Source organism: Sporocytophaga myxococcoides DSM 11118 (assembly GCF_000426725.1).
Taxonomy (GTDB): Bacteria; Bacteroidota; Bacteroidia; order Cytophagales; family Cytophagaceae; genus Sporocytophaga; species Sporocytophaga myxococcoides.
The window spans coordinates 42985-61828 of record NZ_AUFX01000019.1; the positions used below are offsets into that span (position 1 = coordinate 42985).

General features: G+C 36.5%; 10 protein-coding genes. 5 read left to right on the forward strand and 5 right to left on the reverse strand.

Annotated features, from left to right (window positions below; all coding sequences use genetic code 11):
- Positions 1-354: 354 nt before the first annotated feature.
- A complete protein-coding gene (locus K350_RS0118180; protein ID WP_081671061.1) occupies positions 355-3642 on the reverse strand; it encodes an Ig-like domain-containing protein in 3288 nt (1095 codons plus the stop codon).
- A gap of 1439 nt (positions 3643-5081) precedes the next feature.
- Entirely contained in the window at positions 5082-6551 is a 1470-nt protein-coding gene (locus tag K350_RS0118185; protein ID WP_028981122.1) for a T9SS type A sorting domain-containing protein, read from the reverse strand.
- A 635-nt stretch (positions 6552-7186) separates the two neighbouring features.
- Between K350_RS0118185 and K350_RS0118190 the strand changes: the two genes are divergently transcribed.
- The 4 genes from K350_RS0118190 (at position 7187) to K350_RS0118205 (ending at position 12844) form a co-directional block, all read left to right on the forward strand.
- Positions 7187-9535 (forward strand): TonB-dependent receptor, encoded by a 2349-nt coding sequence (locus tag K350_RS0118190; protein ID WP_028981123.1) that lies wholly within the window; start codon positions 7187-7189, stop codon positions 9533-9535.
- 77 nt (positions 9536-9612) lie between these two features.
- Positions 9613-10821 carry a DUF4374 domain-containing protein gene (locus K350_RS0118195; protein WP_028980907.1) on the forward strand — a complete coding sequence of 403 codons (1209 nt, stop codon included), beginning with the start codon at positions 9613-9615 and terminating at the stop codon, positions 10819-10821.
- Positions 10821-11984 carry a PepSY-associated TM helix domain-containing protein gene (locus K350_RS0118200; protein WP_028980908.1) on the forward strand — a complete coding sequence of 388 codons (1164 nt, stop codon included), beginning with the start codon at positions 10821-10823 and terminating at the stop codon, positions 11982-11984. Before K350_RS0118195 ends, K350_RS0118200 begins: the two co-directional genes overlap by 1 nt.
- A 389-nt stretch (positions 11985-12373) precedes the next feature.
- Positions 12374-12844 carry a hypothetical protein gene (locus tag K350_RS0118205; protein WP_028980909.1) on the forward strand — a complete coding sequence of 157 codons (471 nt, stop codon included), beginning with the start codon at positions 12374-12376 and terminating at the stop codon, positions 12842-12844.
- A 197-nt stretch (positions 12845-13041) separates the two neighbouring features.
- Here K350_RS0118205 and K350_RS0118210 read toward each other — a convergent pair whose 3' ends face one another.
- From K350_RS0118210 to K350_RS0118220, 3 genes are all read right to left on the reverse strand, one after another.
- Positions 13042-14421 carry a T9SS type A sorting domain-containing protein gene (locus K350_RS0118210; protein ID WP_162144187.1) on the reverse strand — a complete coding sequence of 460 codons (1380 nt, stop codon included), beginning with the start codon at positions 14419-14421 and terminating at the stop codon, positions 13042-13044.
- A gap of 539 nt (positions 14422-14960) precedes the next feature.
- Entirely contained in the window at positions 14961-16568 is a 1608-nt protein-coding gene (locus K350_RS0118215; RefSeq protein ID WP_028980911.1) for an FAD-binding protein, read from the reverse strand.
- 27 nt (positions 16569-16595) lie between these two features.
- Positions 16596-16952, reverse strand: coding sequence for a hypothetical protein (locus K350_RS0118220; RefSeq protein ID WP_156027075.1), 357 nt, complete (start codon positions 16950-16952; stop codon positions 16596-16598).
- Between the two features lie 830 nt (positions 16953-17782).
- Between K350_RS0118220 and K350_RS0118230 the strand changes: the two genes are divergently transcribed.
- Positions 17783-18232: a hypothetical protein gene (locus K350_RS0118230; protein WP_028980914.1), complete on the forward strand. Its 450-nt coding sequence runs from the start codon at positions 17783-17785 to the stop codon at positions 18230-18232.
- The last annotated feature ends 612 nt before the right edge of the window (positions 18233-18844 follow it).

Below are 18844 nucleotides of genomic sequence, written 5' to 3' on the forward strand. Positions count from 1 at the left end.
AAATAACTCGCTCAAACTTATGTTGTTATAAATGATTTGCTAAATTTATCCTATAAGGAGAGGCTGTTCATCTAAAATTTAAAAGTACAAAAATGTTCAGCTCCCCTCTCCTGGGAAGCCAGAAAGCCACCTAAAAAGCCTTAAAAAGTAAAAGCCTGGTCAATCCCGCCTTTTTAATCAAAACCATCACATAGGAAAATTCCCTCTCTATGTACATCATAGTCTCTCATTTAATCATGTAAACCAAAGTTCAGACAATGGCGATTGAATTGCTACTTCAAATCTTAATAAAGGACAGATAGATTTTGAATCCATCTGTCCTGCATAGATTGTAAATTTTCAATTTAAAAACCTCTATTGCTTTAAAATTTTACTAACATAAACCTTATCTCCCGTTTTAAGCATAAGCACATAAACACCTCCGGGAAGACGACTTATATCTATAGTTTTACTAAATAAACCAGACAAGTTTTCCTCTTTTATATAAAATACCTCTATGCCATATGAACTTGTAAGAATTATCTCAACACCTGCCGCTTGATCTATACTCTTAGTTATCGTTAAAAAATCTTCTGTAGGATTCGGGTAGACGAAGAATGATTCTACTTCTTCAGGTTCATCTAATGTACTAAATCCTGTTCGTGCAATATTTGTAGAAGGATATAACTGGCTTTGTGAAGATTCATTAATACTAAAAGACTTACTTGTTTTATTATTAACTTCATTACTCTCTTTTATTCTATTAATATCATCTACCCAGGCTTCAACCGTATGGTTTCCACTAGTAGCTAACCAAGTACTGCTTTTTAAAGGACCGCCATTTGCTGTAAGCGTAACAGATGCGCCTGCAGCCATTGAACTGATATGCGTATCACTCCAGTTCACAACCTTGCCATCTACAGTAAATCTTACCCCATGAATAACTCCGGCATTTGTAGATACTATGCCTTGATTTTTTATTGTTGCTTTAAATGCAATTTGATCACCGGGTAACGGAGAAACTGGTAGCCACGAAATATCAGTAACTATCAAATCAGGATAAGCAGATGTTATAGTTATCTTGGAAGAAATACTCGAAGCCCCCTGATTGTCTGTTGCCTTAGCTGTAATATCATATATGCCGGAAGCGACATTGCTCCAAACATAATTGTAAGGAGAGGTGGTATCTGAACCCAACAAAGTACTACCGTTGTAAAATTCTACCTTGGAAATTATTCCATCTATATCGCTGGCAAAAGCGGTAATAGTAAAGGTGGCAGGTGCGCTAAATGCAGCATTATTTGTAGGTGAGGCAATATTAACAGATGGAGCCTGATTAACATTTATATTTATAGCAGTTGAAGTTGTTACAGAGCCATAGTTGTCTATAGCTTTAACAGTAATGGAATATTTCCCCGCTGCAACATTTGTCCATGAATAATTGTAAGGAGCAATAACAGAAGACCCAAGCAAAGTACTCCCGTTAAAAAATTCCACTTTTGATATACTACCATCAGAATCAGTGGCATCAGCTGAAATTACAATACTTGCCGGAGCATTATAAGTAGTATTATTTGAAGGGTTGGTAATTGAAACTACGGGAGCCCTGTTTATATTTAAAGATTCATTGTATTTATTATTGTTTTCATTACTTTCCTTTATTTTGTTATTATCATCCACCCAGGCTTCAACTGTATAGTTACCGCTTGTAGCTAACCAGGTACTCTTATTCAAAGGCCCACCGTTAGCCGAAAGAGTAATGGAAGCGCCTGGAGCAATGGATTTGGTATAAGTATCACTCCAATTAACGGTAGTACCATTAACTGAAAATTTTACACCATGAATAATGCCACTACTGGTTCCAACAATACCTTGATTTTTAATAGTAGCTTTTAAATTGACCTCCTGTCCAGGCAAAGGATTGGAAGGTGACCAGGAAATATCTGTGACCACTAAATCGGGAGCAGCAGCAGGCAGGGAACTGACAGCACGATAGGAATAATCCTGACTTACCTGTTTAAGTTTCACCTGTCGTTCCTTTGCCGCTGGAATGCTTGCTATTGTCAGATCACCACGTTTTGCGGTGAGGCCGATTAAACCAGTTCCGATTGGAACCAGTTTTGCCAGACTATCCTCAAGAATAGTCATGCCAGCTGGAACATTATTATATGTAACAATTCGGCCACCTATGTCAAGCGTTACTGTATTATTAGGTTCAGTAAAAAAACAAACGACCCCTACAGTATTTTTTTCTGGTGTTCCTCCATCCAGTTTCATGAATTTAGTTTGTCCGGAGCTGTATGTAACAGTTGTGGTCGGTTCATTATCCGTAGGCTGTATCCTATGTGTTAAATAAACTGCATCTCTGACGATTTTGGGATATGCTCCCGTTTTATATCTAATCATGAAATAAAGGTTAAGATCTAGCCAAACCCAACCATGATTTTGTGAGGGAGCGACATGAGCTCCTTCAGCAAAGTCTGACCATGTTGGAATTTGAACAATATCTGCTGTAGGGTGCAAAGGGATATTGTTGGCATCCACAGCGTTATCGCCAATAGCATTGATCCAAGATTCTTTTAACTGACGTATATGATGACGTTCCCAAAACCTTCCATCATTAGGTCTTTCATCCCCTACCGATACAGGAGCCATGTATTTTTGGGTCGACCATTTAGCTGTGGTCTTAATTTTGTAATACATACGGCGGTTCGATGATGTTTCTCCTGAAGTGTTGGTTGGATCACGGTCTCCCCAACGAGATGCTGCTGCAGAGATTGAGCCTAAGGAAGGATGCGTTTCAGAACCTAACCAGTCTCTTGTATAGCATGGCCAGAATTCTGTTGGAATTCCATGTCCTGTTCTAAGTCTATCCAAAACCGCTGTCCAGAATTGTAGGGGAGAAACAGGGTCTGTCCCTGCAATCTTATTACGATATGCAGGAGCAACTTCCGGAGCAAAGGGGGCTAGCACCAGCTTCCCTTCTCGTTTGTATATAGTTGCCGGATATTTATCATTAAGATATTTTATAGCATCAGCCAATGTTGTTGAATTTGTTGTTGCTGATGTAGATCCATCTGGCATAATCATGATCTTAAAGTCAACATTATCCTGCCTTATAACTTCTTCAACAGCCTCCATTAATTCTAGCATTTGAGCCCATCTCTGAGGCATATCAGTAACACTTTGAGGAACCTGCAGGATATCTGGTACAAATCCATCAAGGCCTGCAGTAATAGCATCCCGAACCTCCCCCATCTTATATTGTATGGCATAAGTTAAAGTCAAACCCTCTTTCGTTGGACTTGGAATATTGGCCAAAACACCATAACGTTTTAGATGCCTGTCCCGAACCAGGCCGCCATAAATGTTATGATTAGTTGTACCTTCCATTCCTCCAGGTGGCAGCCACTTTTGGTACCAATATTCAGTAGGATCAACCGGAGTACCATCATCGTTTAATTCTGATGATTTATTACTTGCACTAATTGGAAAAGTAAAGAAATAATGCGCGAATACTGCACGAGATCCTGAAGTAAGTGTCGCACGTGTCGGCATATCAAATGGTAAATTTGGTGTGACAATGAGTGGTTCATTTACCTGTGCACATAACTTCGTGACGGTAATTGCCAACATAAAATACATTACGTAGATTTTTTTCATACTAATTAGATTAAAATTTTAAAGCGTTAAAATTATTATCCTATGATTATTGTTTCACTATTTTACTAACATAAACCTTGTCTTGATAGCTCTCTTATATAATCAATATAAGAATATTTTTATTATATAATTTATGTTTTAATTCCCTTCATTAAGTTAATGACTAGATAAGTTTATAATATATCTCATTATTTTAGTTTTGTCAATTTTCTATTTGATGAGAATAGTAACAAAAGAATTAAGGGCTGTGAGGAAATTTTAGTAATTTCCTCACAGCCCCATCCTATAAGCCACGGAGAGCTAAAGCATTAATCTATTTTATTATTAACCACTTCCCCTGCCTTTAAGTCTGTGACTTAGACTGCTGCCCAAAATGAGAGCTTCTTTATTAACTTTCGGTTTGTATAATGAACATATACATGAGTGTTATATGAGCCTTATAAGACATTACATAAGTAGTAGTTACAACATATATAACTGACTTAACGACTTCCCCTCACGGTGTCTAACACTTTTGAAAGTTACCAGTGACCTTATATCTCAGTATCAATTGAACGAAGTGTCGGATCGAAAGATCCGACACCACGGAAATTTTTACTTGCAATAAATTTCACTTAGCTTTAGTTCTACACTCTTTTTGAACCATCCTCTACATTCCCCGCAGATATTGAGAAGTAGCCAGTTCAGGTATATCTCTCATATACCCTCACGTATAGCTTCCGTATAGTTCACGCATACATTAGCCATATACAGCCATGCCTGACATTACTGATATCCTCTTCTCGGCCGGTGTCTGTACCGGACGGAAGCTTTCCATAACCACTTAATGTTCTCTGCAACCTTTTCTTTCTTTTTACAGAAGAATGATTAAAACAAATTTTCGAACTTCAATATTCAATTCTGAAGGGATTGAATATTTATAGGAAAATGGTGTAGAGCTGATGCGACCCCGATTGGGGTCGTATTATAGTTACCGAATATTATCTATAAACATTTGACCTCTTCGAGGTCTTACCTCCTAAGCTATCCCGAGAATGCTTATTCTGAAGGCTGGCGTGCTTTTGCAATGTGTGCAATTTATGTTAGAGGGATTAATTAATACAGTTTAAAAACATATAGATAATGCGTATTCGCATTTGTAATGCAAAAGTAAAGCTGCAAACAAGAATTTCCATTACTTGGAAGGTGATCAAAATATTCTTTCATCACAGATTACAGAGAATATTTTGAATAAGCAGTGATTGAAAGATTCCGTCCGGAGCAGACAACGGCCGGGGAATCAGATAATAAATGAGATTGTAGGATTACCGTCAGTCCTTTCAATAGAGAAAGGTCTTTTAAAAAATATCAGGATACCTCAAAAGGTACTTTATGACCTTATAAAAAATAAAAAGGGGAAGCTGCTTTTATAAAGAGAACCTCCCCTATTTATATATTATTTATTCTTTAACAAGTTTCTCAACTTTTACACCAGATGCAGTCTTTATTTTCAATGCATAGACACCATTTTCAAGAGCACTAACATCAACCATATTTTCTGAAACTCCAAGAGATTTGACAGCTCCTGCTGCAGAAACAGCTTCTACTGACACAATCGTTTCAGATGATTTTACGTTAACCACCTCTCCATTGACAGGATTAGGATATAACGATATTGAAGAAGTGCTGGCATCCATTCCGTCTTCAGCTTCTGTCAAAGTTCTCCAGCTACCAGACTGGTAAACATAATAGAAAGGCAGTCTGAAAACAGCTCCTTCACTAGGAACATTTGTGCTCACATTATTGGTGTATGGAGCTCCACCAAGAACATTGTCGCTGTCTATCGCTACACTATATCCCAGGCCAGAAACGCTTAGAGAAGCATTATTTCCTATATACAAGTGTCCTTTGAACTGATAACCGTCAGTATACAGATATACTTTACCTTCATTTGGTCTCACGCCTCCCTGAGCTGGATAAGGTGCACCTACTACCGCTCTGTTAAACTGAATAGCCACAGAATATCCAAACTGATCTGAGTTATAAGGACCAGCCGAAGCAGGTGGATTTAGGGTGTTTGTCAATTGCCAAACGCTTCCGTTTCTGGTTAAAATGGCAGCTTTTCTAGCCTCCGGGTCTCCGACTATAAGCAGGCCATCTGTAATATCTACATCATATCCGAATCTGGAAAGATATACAGTGTTTCCCCAGGCATCAGTGGCGGGCTGACCCCAGGCAGGTAAATTAGGTTGATAAATCTGCTCCTGTACCCAGACATCATTTACCTGTTTATAAATATAAACTTTCTTAATCCCCGGAGCACCTACTACCATGCGGTCACCTCTTATAGCAACAGAATATCCGAAATCTGCATCAGCAGGAAGTCCTGAAGGTGTGATTTTTTGACTTCTCACCCATGAGCTACCTGATTCTTTCCAGACTTCAATATACCCTCCATGTGATGTGTTGTAAGTGTTAGGAGCACCAATTACCAACCAGTTATTGTGCACATCAAGAGCTCTCCCGAATTCATCATACTGACCGGGAGTATGAGCGGTAAGAATGGTGTTGAAATTGTTTTGATACTGTCCGTTTACACTTTTTGCCAGATAGACTGTTCCGGTGTAGCTGTTGATCTTTGGTGCACCTACTACGATCCAGTTACTGCTCATAGAATGAGCATATCCAAATCCGCTGTATTGAGGACCAACCGCCTCAAATTTGTGAGTGGCATTTTGAAATAAATGTATCCTGTCCCTGAATTCGGTACCAATAATTGAATGACCGTTAAACTCAGTAACTGAAGATCCGAAATAAACGTGCTGATTCGGATTGGGGAATTGTAAACGAGTAGCTACCTGAGCTTCAGTAAATAAGGTTGCAAAAAGCATTGTCACAACCAATAGCGGTTTTCTTAAAATTTTTTTCATAGTTGTTGATAGATTTTTCTGCAAAAAATAAAATATAACATTCAGTTATTCAGCAGATTAACAAACAAGCCTTATCAATTTAGGAATGACAGTAAATTTCAAACGAACGGTAACTCTAATGGAGGAAAAATCTAAAAATCAGCAATTTATGATTGATGAAAGGGCTAAGATATTAAAAATAGATTTGTATACAGCATAATTGTATTTTTTAAATGAGGTTTTCCCATATCTCTTCCAGTAGCTTATATATCTCTTGCTCAAACTGTTGCTCCTCCAGATACCGGTCTAGAAAAAGAACTTATCAAGCTTATTTTCAATTACTTACAACTTTGTTTAAAATTAATCTAAATAAAAATTGACTTAAGTTAACCTGGATTGTAGTTTTGCAGGCAATTAGGAATAGTATTAAAAACAGACATATGCCTGTTTCTTTATAGTAAAGCTTTCTTATGTACTGTTTTACAAATTATTCTTACAAAACTTATGTCTTTTCAAAGATTTGAAGACTTAAGAAATCATTATTAAATACTGCTAAGATGTACATCGTATCAATAATAGAGGGATTGACGAGGTATCGTTAACACAACATTTTTAGCAGCAATTTTTCAATTTGAATAGTTTCTGATTAAATCAATATGAATTACAAGTTAATTGTAACACTATCATTACTGTTGTTGGTTTCAAAAGGACTTATAGCACAAGTGGAGGGTTTGCATACTATCACTGGGACAGTTAAAGACGAATCAGGAACACCATTACCATATATACAGATATCAATTGACTCCATCAACAAAGCAGCCTTCACCGATATTGATGGTGCCTTTGAATTTAAGGATATCCCTTCCGGTACTTATAAAATAACAGCCCAATTACTAGGCTATGTGACAATTACAAAAACAGTAGAGGTTCCGTCCAAGAAACTGGTTTTTATATTAAAAGAAGACTCGCACGAACTAAAAGAAGTAACTATCTCTGGCAAATCACAAGCAAGGCAAATCGAAGAGTCTGCTCAGGCTGCAAAGGTAATTGAAACCAAAGAAGACAAACAAAAAACTGCAGATCTGGGAGAAGTATTGGCACGTGCAGAAGGTGTAAGTGTTCAAAGAGCTGGTGGACTAGGTTCTAATATGCGTTTCTCACTCAATGGCCTCACAGATGATCAGGTTCGGTTTTTCTTAAATGGAATCCCAATGGAATTTTCTCCATATTCTCTGGGACTGGCAAACATTCCTGTAAACTTAGTCAGTGGAATAGTAATCTATAAAGGAGTACTACCCATTCAATTTGGTGCAGATGCTTTAGGTGGTGGTGTCAATGTAGTTACCAATCCTGTAAAACTAGGATTGCATGGTGATCTGTCTTATCAATATGGATCATTCAAAACCCATAGAACTACCATGTCAATATCCCATGGGCATAAAAACTTTTTTGTTATTGCTAACGGATTCTACGATTATTCTGCAAATAATTATAAAGTGGATGTACAAGTGCCCAAACAATCCGGGAAATTGGAAAATGCTACAGTCAGACGTTTTCATGACGATTATAAGGCACATGGATCCAATGTAACTTTTGGCATCAGGAATAAAAAAATTATCGAAGAACTTTCTGCTACTTTATTTTACAACAACTTATATAAAGAAGTACAACATAACAATGTTATGAGTGGGGCTCCTTTCGGACATGTGTACAGACAAAGTAAAAACATCGGGGCCTATTTAACCTCTGACCTAAAACTAAATCACAAATTAAATACAAAAAACGCTTTGGGTTATTGCAAGGTTGAAAGGGAATTTACAGATACATCAGCTTACATTTATAATTGGTATGGAGAGGTGGTAACCAGAAGAAACAATTCTAATTCAGGTGAAATCGGAGGCAACCGAAAAAGCCGGATATTTTTGTGGGACAATAACTTTTTCTGGCGAAGTATTACCTCCTATCAATTGAATGATGCAGCGTTGCTGGCTCTAAGTATAGCTCCGACTTATAGCAACCGCACGGGAGATGAAAAATATTCAGGAACATGGGATCCGGCAACTTCAAGAAGTAAACTGCTTACCTTGGTCAATAGTCTTGCGCTCACCTATACAAAACCAAAATGGGAAAACTACATATTTATAAAACATTACTTACAACAAGGACAGTCTGAAGAGCCATTACCAGCCAATCTGGGAACTAAAAAAAACGATCGGTCTTTCAAAAGCTGGGGTGCTGGAAATGTGCTGGTATTTAACCTGACTTCCAATTTAAAGATCAAACCTTCCTATGAATATGCATACAGATTGCCCCGTCCTGATGAAATCTTTGGTGATGGAGCCTTCGTTGCAGACAATGTAAATTTAAAGCCGGAAAACAGTCACAATTTCAATCTTCAGATTGATTATCTTAAAAAGAAGTCTAATACTATATGGGCTTTTCAATCTAATTTTTTCGGAAGAATGATTAAAGATCTTATCCTGTTCATACCCAACAATGATCGATCTGCTGTATACGAAAATGTATTTTCGGCAAATTCTTTTGGCATTGAGCTTGGAGGTAAAACGAATATGTTTGATGATAAACTTCGTCTAAACATCAATACCACCTGGCAGCATTTTTACAACAACTCTGAGAAAGGCCATTTTGCGCGCTTTAAAGGAGACAGAATTCCCAACCGCCCATATTATTTTGCCAATGCAGGGGCTGATTACTGTTTTAAAAATATAATAAGCAAAGACGATAAAATTTTACTTTACTGGCATCTCAGATACACACATCAATATTTTCTTAGCTGGGAAAGTCTCGGTGACAGGTCATCTAAACAGGTGATTCCTGATCAGACACTACAGAACATAGGTATAAGTTACAGTATGCCTATCAAAGATAAACCCTCAACGCTGAGTGTAGAAATACAAAACTTTACCAATAAAAAAGCTTATGATTTTTTTGGAGTACAACGTCCCGGACGCGCAGTATTTATGAAGGTCATTACACAATTTTAATGTAGCCAAAATTCAATACTATACAAGCATATTTAAATCTCTTTACTAAACATTATTAAACATCATATATTATTCAAATGAAAAAGTTACAGTTTTCCAGTACTATGTTTTTTCTGCTCGGGCTATTCATATGTTTGAGCTTCAGTTCATGTAAAAAGAAGGATGATCCTTCACCAAGTGGAAGTAGTGAAACTGCCTATTTGTACACAGGAAGATATACTACACCCGACGGAAGAAAATTTTTAATGGGAGCCTTCCCTGCTGTCCCAACTTCCAATCCTGATATGTCCAAACTTACTGAACTTACAGGTACAAGTGTAGCGACATTTACCTATAATGGCTTTGTATATAGCTGGGATGGTGAAGCTTCTACAATGACAAAATGGAAGGTGGAAGATAATTTGCAATTAACCAAATTAGATATCCTGAGCTTTGTAAACACAGGGATATCCGGAAATAATTTCGGAGCAGCATTTTTCTCAGAGACTGAAGCATATCTACCTGGCTTAAGACAAAATATAATGGTAAAATGGAATCCTGCTGATATGACCATTACTGAATCAATCAATGTACAATCTCCCAATACAACCTATGAAGCATGGAACTGGAGAACCTATATTTCAGGTGATAATCTGGTAATTCCTCTGGAGCTAAATGATTTTGATAAACTTACCGTAGAATCTAAAGTGATTGTGGCAATATTTAATACAAAAAATAAAACAATCACTTATGCGGAAGATAATAGAGTCCCTGGGAATAGCATGATGTTTCCTGATGAGAACGGAAATCTCTATTCATATCCATCGGCTACTACACCTTTTATGGAACATTATGGTCCTGACAACAACTATCCTGCACAAGGTGGTATGATCAGAATCAATAAAGGAGAAAGTAGTTTTGATCCAAACTTCTATGTAAATGTTATGGAAGTAACTGGTGGTGCTGCAATAATGGGAATGTTTTATGCAGGCAATAATAACTGGCTTGTAAAGCAATATAAGAGTGAGTCTGATTTTCCTGCAACTGAGGATTTATGGGATTTCTGGAATAAAGAATTAGAATTCAAATTAATGAATCATGATGCTAAAACTTCTGTGGCATTTCCCGGCAAAAGCAATGGTTATTCAGGGAACAATAGCTGGTTTATTGTAGATGGTAAATATTATCATCAAAACCCAAATAAGGTTACTGGCAATACAGAAATTGGTACTATCAGTGCAAATGGATGGGAGAAAATTTATGAAATTCAAGGTGGCGATTTGAGTGACCTTGCGAGAATCAGATAATGTCAATTAAGAAAAACATAAAAATTATACATCGCTGGCTCGGATTTATATCCGGGCTGGTGGTGTTTATTGTGGCGCTTACAGGTGCGATATATGCTTTTGAAGAGGAAATCTCAGATTTGATATATCCATATCAGACTATTCCGATTCAAAAAGCTCCGGAAATATCTATTGAAACTATTAAAGAAGCTTGTTCTCCTTACTTAGATCATATTAATGCAATTTATTTTGAAGGAAAGGGCAGGCCTATAGCCGTAAGAGAAATAGGAAAAAATTCCAACGGTCAGCGCTATAACAAATATTTATATCTCAATCCATATACTGCAGAGGTAGTTCATAAAAAATTTGATAACTCTAAATCCTTTTTTGATATAGTTATTGGTTTGCACATAAATTTATTATTGGGAGATGTAGGTTCTTACATAGTAAAATATGGGACACTTATCTTTTTAATAATACTTTTATCCGGAATTTACCTGTGGTGGCCTAAAAATAAAAAGGGAGTAAAGCAGCGATTTACTTTGGATTGGAAAAATTCTACCAAGTGGAAACGCAAGAACTTTGACCTGCATACAGTTCTTGGTTTTTATGCTTCTGTATTTGTATTGTTTGCTGCCATAACCGGATTAGCCTGGACTTTTGACTGGATGGACAAGGCAATATATGCTACAGCTACATTTGGAAAACCTTATAAAACCTGGGAAGAAACACTTTCAGTATCGGATACTTTACTACACCCCATCTCATCTATTGAAGATCTTGTAATGGATAAAGCTATTAAGGATTTAAATGGAGCTTATATAAGTAAACGATTTTACATTCCATCATCTACAACAGAAGCTTTCAGAATTTACTTCACTCCCGAAAAAGGAACCAATTATAAAGATATCTTATATTATTATGACCAGCGCACAGGTCGTTTATTGAAAAAAGAAACTCCGGAAGATAAAAACAATGGAGAATATTTAAGAGACATGTATTATGATATCCATGTGGGGCAATTGCTTGGATTTCCTGGAAGGGTAGCCATGTTTTTCGCATGCCTGATTACAGCCAGCCTTCCTGTTACCGGATTTATAATTTGGTGGGGACGGCGAAATAAGAAAAATAGAACCTCCAATAAATCATCTTCAAAATCCAGGCCTTCATTACAACACAATTAAGATAAAGAGGAACAGCTATCCAGCGAATGCCTGCTCAGAAGGCTGCGCGCTTTTATAAAGCGTGCAATTTATGTTAGAGGGATTTATTATTACAATTAAGAATCATGTTGATAGTGCGTATTCTCATTTGTAATGAAAGAAGATGAGAGAGGATTTTAATCTCATGGCATATTGCAAATGCCCTCAACACCAAAGCCGCAATAGATTGCAAAGCTATTGCATATCTCAAAAAAGAGAAACTACCTATATCTCCTGCTGTTGCTCATACTGTTGCTCCTCTCCTCCAAGTCCAATGCAAATACCTTCCGGGGAGTCAATTGGAAAATTCAATTTTAGGTATAAATTAGCAGAGGAACTTAGATATTATTTTTTCATTAATCAGTAAGCATATGACTTCAGCAATAAAATTCATTAAAGGAAACCTGGCGGCTACTTTAATAGGGCTTTTATTCCTGCTGGTATCCTGTAAAAAAGAGAAGCAAGATATCCCGGCATGGGATATAGTAACTGGAGATTATAAAGGACTTTTATATATTTCAAAGCCCAAAGATTCTTTAGGTGTGGCGCAACCATATTATGATCAAACTGTCCAAATTCATAAGGTGGGAACTGATGAATATAGATTTACCCCCTCAAATTCAAGTATACCTTCTTTTAACTTTAAGTATGACAGCAAAACCTCAATGAGCTCAGGAGTTATTTATAATGAATATTATTATAATATATACACGCAAACCAATAATGGAGTAACGGTAACTTCAAATAGTCTGGTATATGATAAAACAAACCCTAAGATAGGCTTTTCTATTTTTAACGGGACTGGTGATACTCTCTGGTTGTATACTGGTAATAAACAATAGCCGCAATCGTTATTTCAAATTTTTAGAAGAGATTCTCCTATACCTCTTGATGTTGCTTATACTCTTGCTCCTGTCCCCTATAGTCATCGTTTGATTTGCCTTATACTTGGCTTATTAGAATAAGATTAAGGAGGATTCTCGAGAATAGCAATTGCATTGTTACTACATCTATTCTCTCGAATGCCTGCTCAGTTTAATCAGTATTTTACAAAACGTTTGTTCAACTTCACATTGTTGGAAAGGATCCGAAGAAAGTAAAGACCAGGTTTAAAATTGCTGATATCCAAATTATAATTATTCTCTCCTGATATTAGGTTTTCCTGGTACACTACTTCTCCATTAACATCGATTATATCAAAGTTGGTTACTCCATATAAATCGATTTCAAAGCTTAAGTCTATATAATCAGAGGCAGGATTTGGGTAAAGAACAATTCCGTTATTTTTATAAAACTCATTTTGCAATGCTGTTAATCCCTGGAAAGTACAAGAAAAATTCTCAGCAAATGCATAAACTCCTTCACATATATTCCTGTCTTTATTGATCGACCAGGTCATAAGCCCTGCCAGATCTGGATATGAAGAAGTAAGTGTATAGGTGAAATCCGAAGGTTTTGATATTTTCCCTTGTATATACTTCACAGCTCTGCATACATCTTCAGGGCTATTATAACCACTGCCTGTTCCCAGATTACAACTGTTTGATTTGGCTGGAAGGCCAATCGCTACCTTAGATGATGGAAAACCATTATAAACACCTTTGTTCTTCAACAAAGGAAAACCTTTAATAATACTTTCTGTCATGGAAGTGATATAATCCGGATCACTATCATCGTAATAGATTATTCCGTCAATTGCAAAAGTACCTCCACCTGCTCCACCTGCATTGTAATACTGGCAATGAAGCAAGTCTATATCGTCTTTTAATTGCTCGATAATAGGTAACATGGCACCTCCGTTAAGATTATTAATCTGATAAGAACTCAATGCTCCCATCAGGTAAACTGTCTCAGGCGCCATTGTCAATAACATCTTTTTACCAGTAGCATTTTGGTAATCAATCATCAGTGTCTTTATTGCCTCTATAAGGTTTGTCTGAGCAGGTGCAGGATCATCCATAGTCCACGAATTTCCAAAAGCCATTGAGCTTGATTCAAAATCTATATCGATACCATCGAATTTATAATTATAACTTTGAAGAATATAGATCACAGAATTTATAAATTCCTGTTTCGCTTCCTCATTATCCAGCCTGATGGGATCATTGCCTCCCCCCAGGCTTAATATTACAACCTTTCCTTTTGAATGGAGTGCATCAATATCTGTCATAAATGAATTCTTTTCATAATCCCATGGCAGACTGAATGTGATCTTGGATAACGAAGAACCTTCAGTAGTGCCAAAGGCTAGCTGTATCACATTGTAAGCATCATGAACATCAGTTAGTTTAAGGCCTGTTGACCAGTTCTGCCAATAGCCCACCAATGCAGGTTTAGGAATCTGAGAGAATGCCCTGAAGTTAAAACTAAATGAGAGCACGAAAAGAACTTTATAAAACAGCAGTTTTCTGTAATTCATATCAATCCTTAATATCATCCATTACGGATATTCAATCTAATTAGATTTTCAACCATTTTAAAGAAAAATTAAATTAATAGAGGAAATTAAATCATTGTGAATGAGTTACAAGATCCCAATAATTATTCAGGCTGAAGAAATACAGTGTCCTATAGTCCTCGTTTGATTTACCTCACGCTTGGCTATTTAAAATATGATTAACAAGGATTCAAGAGAATAGCGATTGCAATGCTACTTTAAATCTTAAAAAATAGAACCTACCTCTACCTATATGTCTTGCTGTTGCTCAAACTTTGCTACTCTTCCTTCCCAGCCGGAAGATTATTCTGTTGTCAACTCCATAGTTTCATTTGGAAGGTCCTAAAAGACATTCTTTTATTACAGATTACGGAGAATATTTTAGGTAAGCAGTGATTGAAAATTCCGTCCAGTGCAGACATGGATGGAGAGAAGCTTTTTTTAAGGCGTACCAGCTATCCATCTTAATACATTCTTGCATTACACTATAGCCTTATCTCAACTCAGATACAACCATAGCTTTAAACGATCGCATCAGGATCTTTATCCAACCCGATTCTTTCAAGAAACTGATTATTAAAAACGTTCATTGATTCCCCTAAAAGAGATTTTCTAATCTTCATCCATTTATTAATTCTCTCTTCTCCATACATTTTTCTCACCATCTGAGGTGTCATATTGTAATTAAGCTTTCCCCAGTGTAACGTAAAGGGCACGCCCAGTTCATCCAGTTTCTGACAGGTGTTGATAAAAAAGGCTCTGGTTATTCTAGAATCCATGCCATCTAACTCCATGACACAGCTCTTTTCAAATCTTGTAAAACCTAATAATGCTTTTGTACCTTTTACAAATCTAAAACCTATGGCTCCGCTGAAAGGGTTTTCCTTATTGATTTTGATGACAGCTTCAAGTACTTTGGAAGTATGCTCTGAATCTATACAAAATGCAAAACTTGCAAGTTTTCCTCTGTATGCAGTATTTCTGAATGTCTCCCCTACCGTACCCGTAAGCGGATCTGTAACAGCATATGCAAGCGGAAACAATTTATTGACAAGAGGAGGAATAATATGATCTGCTAACGGTCCTGCTGCATCAAGCACTTTTTGTATGAGTCCCAACGTATCGTCACCATAATAAAAGCCATTTTCATCTCTAGGGATTTTAGTATAATCTTCCCTGTATTGCAATTTATAAATCAGACGAAGGTATACTCCTTTTGTTTCATTATCTGGTTCAAAACTATGAGGATTTACTACAACGTCAAGATGATATATCTGAGGCTGATCCGGGCTCTGCGGATAGGGTAACAGTGAAGCAATACCTGAAAAATCTCTTTGATTGATAAGCTTTTTAACGGCATCAGCATAAGGTACATTTGGAAGCTTGTGTTGTTCAAGAAGAAATACAGGCTCCACTTCAAGCAATACACCATGTATAAATCCAAAGCTTCCGAAACTCACCACTGCTGCATTAAATGCATCATCGTCCCTTATAAGTTCTGCTCCAAGCCATTGAATAAAATTATCAGAAGCAACAGGGTTTGAACTTCTTTCCAGCCACACATGAGAGTCTGGCCCCGTAATAATATGAAGCCCGACTATAGTATCATGTACTGCCCCCAGTTTAAAAGCACCTCCGTGAGTACCTGTAGACGTGGCTCCTGCAATAGTTTGACCGTTACTGTTACCTGAAGCTCTGAGCGAACGTTTCGGGTTACTTTCTTTTTCCAGCTTTTCATTCAGATCAAGTATACTTACTCCACATTGGGTAAAAAAAAGATTCTCAGGTTTCTTTCCCTGCCCAAACCAAGCCTCATCAATAAATGATTTTCCCATATTAAATGTAAGCCTCAGAGACTTGGTATCTATTACTCCACCTTCTGATATGGCCACATCAGAGAATGACCATCCGCTCCCCATAGCTCTTAGCTGAATGTTATTCTCCAACGCATATTTGATAAGCCATTGAAAATTTGATGTGGTAGCCCTGTATTTGGCTGTACCATCCGGAGCAGATTCAGGAAGACGTAATTTAAAACTTGTATGCTTTTTAAAAGTATGGGTAAAGTTCTGATGTATATTTTCCCACTTTCCCAGCTCTAGAGGCTCAATTCCTTCAGGTAGATTCATTTTGAATTAATGTTTTCGTTTAAAAAATTATTCTCCCAATTGTTCGGTCGGTATGGATTTAGGATTACAGGTCCATTCGACCTTAAGTGGCACTGCTATCCCCAGTGTTGCTGCTGATATCAGTATATAGCCAATATTCGTCTTTACAGTCACGCTGGTCATTGCCCCGGATTCACATTTGGGATTAATATCTTTAGACTGCACGAGCCCCCAGGCATAAGTCCAGGCCGTTTTCCTGTTAGCAGGATTGTTAACCATAGTATCACTGTCATACTTTGATACAATCCTTGTAGTCATACAACTTTGTAAAGTCAAAGAGATGGTCACCAATGTGACCAGGAACAAAGATCTATTGGTGCGATAAGAAAATAAATAAATGCTCATGGGTGGATATTTTATTCTGATAAAAACTCAGGCCTAATATAAAGGACAGAATAATGAAAATCAAAAAGTTAATCTAGCAATAGATAAGCAATGTATATAAGTCCGAAACTATACTGCCATTCTAAGCCTGCGAAGTATCTGATAGTTACAAAATGATTTGCAATTTCAATCATCAGTCTGCCAGATAGGTTAATTTCATCCTTTTTGAAAGTTCAGATGCTTCACAACTTCAGCAGGAACTGTGTATAGATTTTCTTTGGTGATGGCTATGAAGGTGGCAGGTCTTGGAAAGCACTAATGAGAGATTTTAATTCATTTTTAGCATAATTTTATCTCGTAACCAATAGAACTTCTTATATTTGATTAAAAAGAATCAGAAAAGATCATGAAGAATACCTCATCTCTTATGAAGAGAAAATTGCTCAACCTACTAATTGCAGTACTTTTTGGATACTCATTATACTTTTTATATTTATTGGTAAAATTGCTTATTACTTTATATGAAAATAGAGATCAGGTGCAATTCAATATGAGTATTACTAAACAGCTTGTTATTGAATTCGTAATGATTGTATTAACTGCTTCTTTCGGTTATATAATTTTCAGGATAAGAAAAAATATAACGAAATAAGAACTGTACCTACTGCTTCGTGATTTGTCTCTCGACTGGCCACAATTTCCCTTGGGCTAAAACCTTTCCGATAGTCCTTGTTTGCTATAACTTACACTCGGCTAAAACCATTAAATGAAGCATAATGCGCAATCAACCTGCATTATAAACGCTTTTTTTCACAAGATCTGATTTATCCGTATATTAGAAATACTTTATTATGGATAAAATTAAAAATCTTAAGAATTTTGCTGCTTTCTTACTTGATAAAGATCTTTTAAAAGAAGCCGTACTTATGAATATTGAATCAGCAAGAGAGCATCATAGTAGTATTATTGAAAAATTAGGACCTAATACAGAAGAAGAAATTATTCAAATTTTCACCAAAAGTTTTGAAATTTTTTTAAAAGATCTTTCAAATAATAAAGGCTTTGACAATATCCTTGACTCATTTGAAAACTGGGAAAAAAATAATCACAATCTTACTTCTTCCAATATTCAGGCAACTGATATTATGATGGCTTTTGAAATCAGGAAAGATGTGTTAACGAGATTAATACCCATTTATACAAGTGCTATGGATCAAAACTTACAGCTTAGGGATGAAATTGATACTTTATTTTTTCTTGCCAGGAAGACGGGTATGACCTATATTAAAAAAAGAAATTAGCCATTTGTATTTCTGGTTTCGGTAATATTGAATGTATTGTCAGGTCTTCCGACCATAGCCGTCAACTTAACTGTTTATAATTTTATAAATCGCTTTATTCATTTATTTACAATCCTGAAGGGATTGAATATTTATAGAAAAGTGGATGTAGCATTGATGCGACCCCAACAGGGTCGTATGCTATTTTCCAGGTATTATCTATAAACATATGACCTCTTCGAGGTCTGACCTTTCCTCAAAAAATCTTAATAAACTGAAAAATGAGGTAACCATGTTATTTAAACTCAATACATAAAATTTAAAATGACAATTAATTTAGGCTCAAGCAAAGTCATGAACTTAATAATTGATGCCATCGCTTTAAGTGATGGCATCAATCAAATCTATTAAGTTGACGGCTATGGTCTTCCGACCTGACACATTTGGCTAATTTAAGCAATAACTTGTCAGTGGTTCGTTGCTTTATTTCTAATAGTGTGTCTTTATTACCAAGGAATTTCGCCTGTTTCCGGATTATTTTCTTCACTGAAAAACTTACCTGTTGGTCCGTCTTTGTCAATCAAAGCATATTTTACAATTCGTTTTCCGGCATCTTCTAAAGTTCCTGTTCCT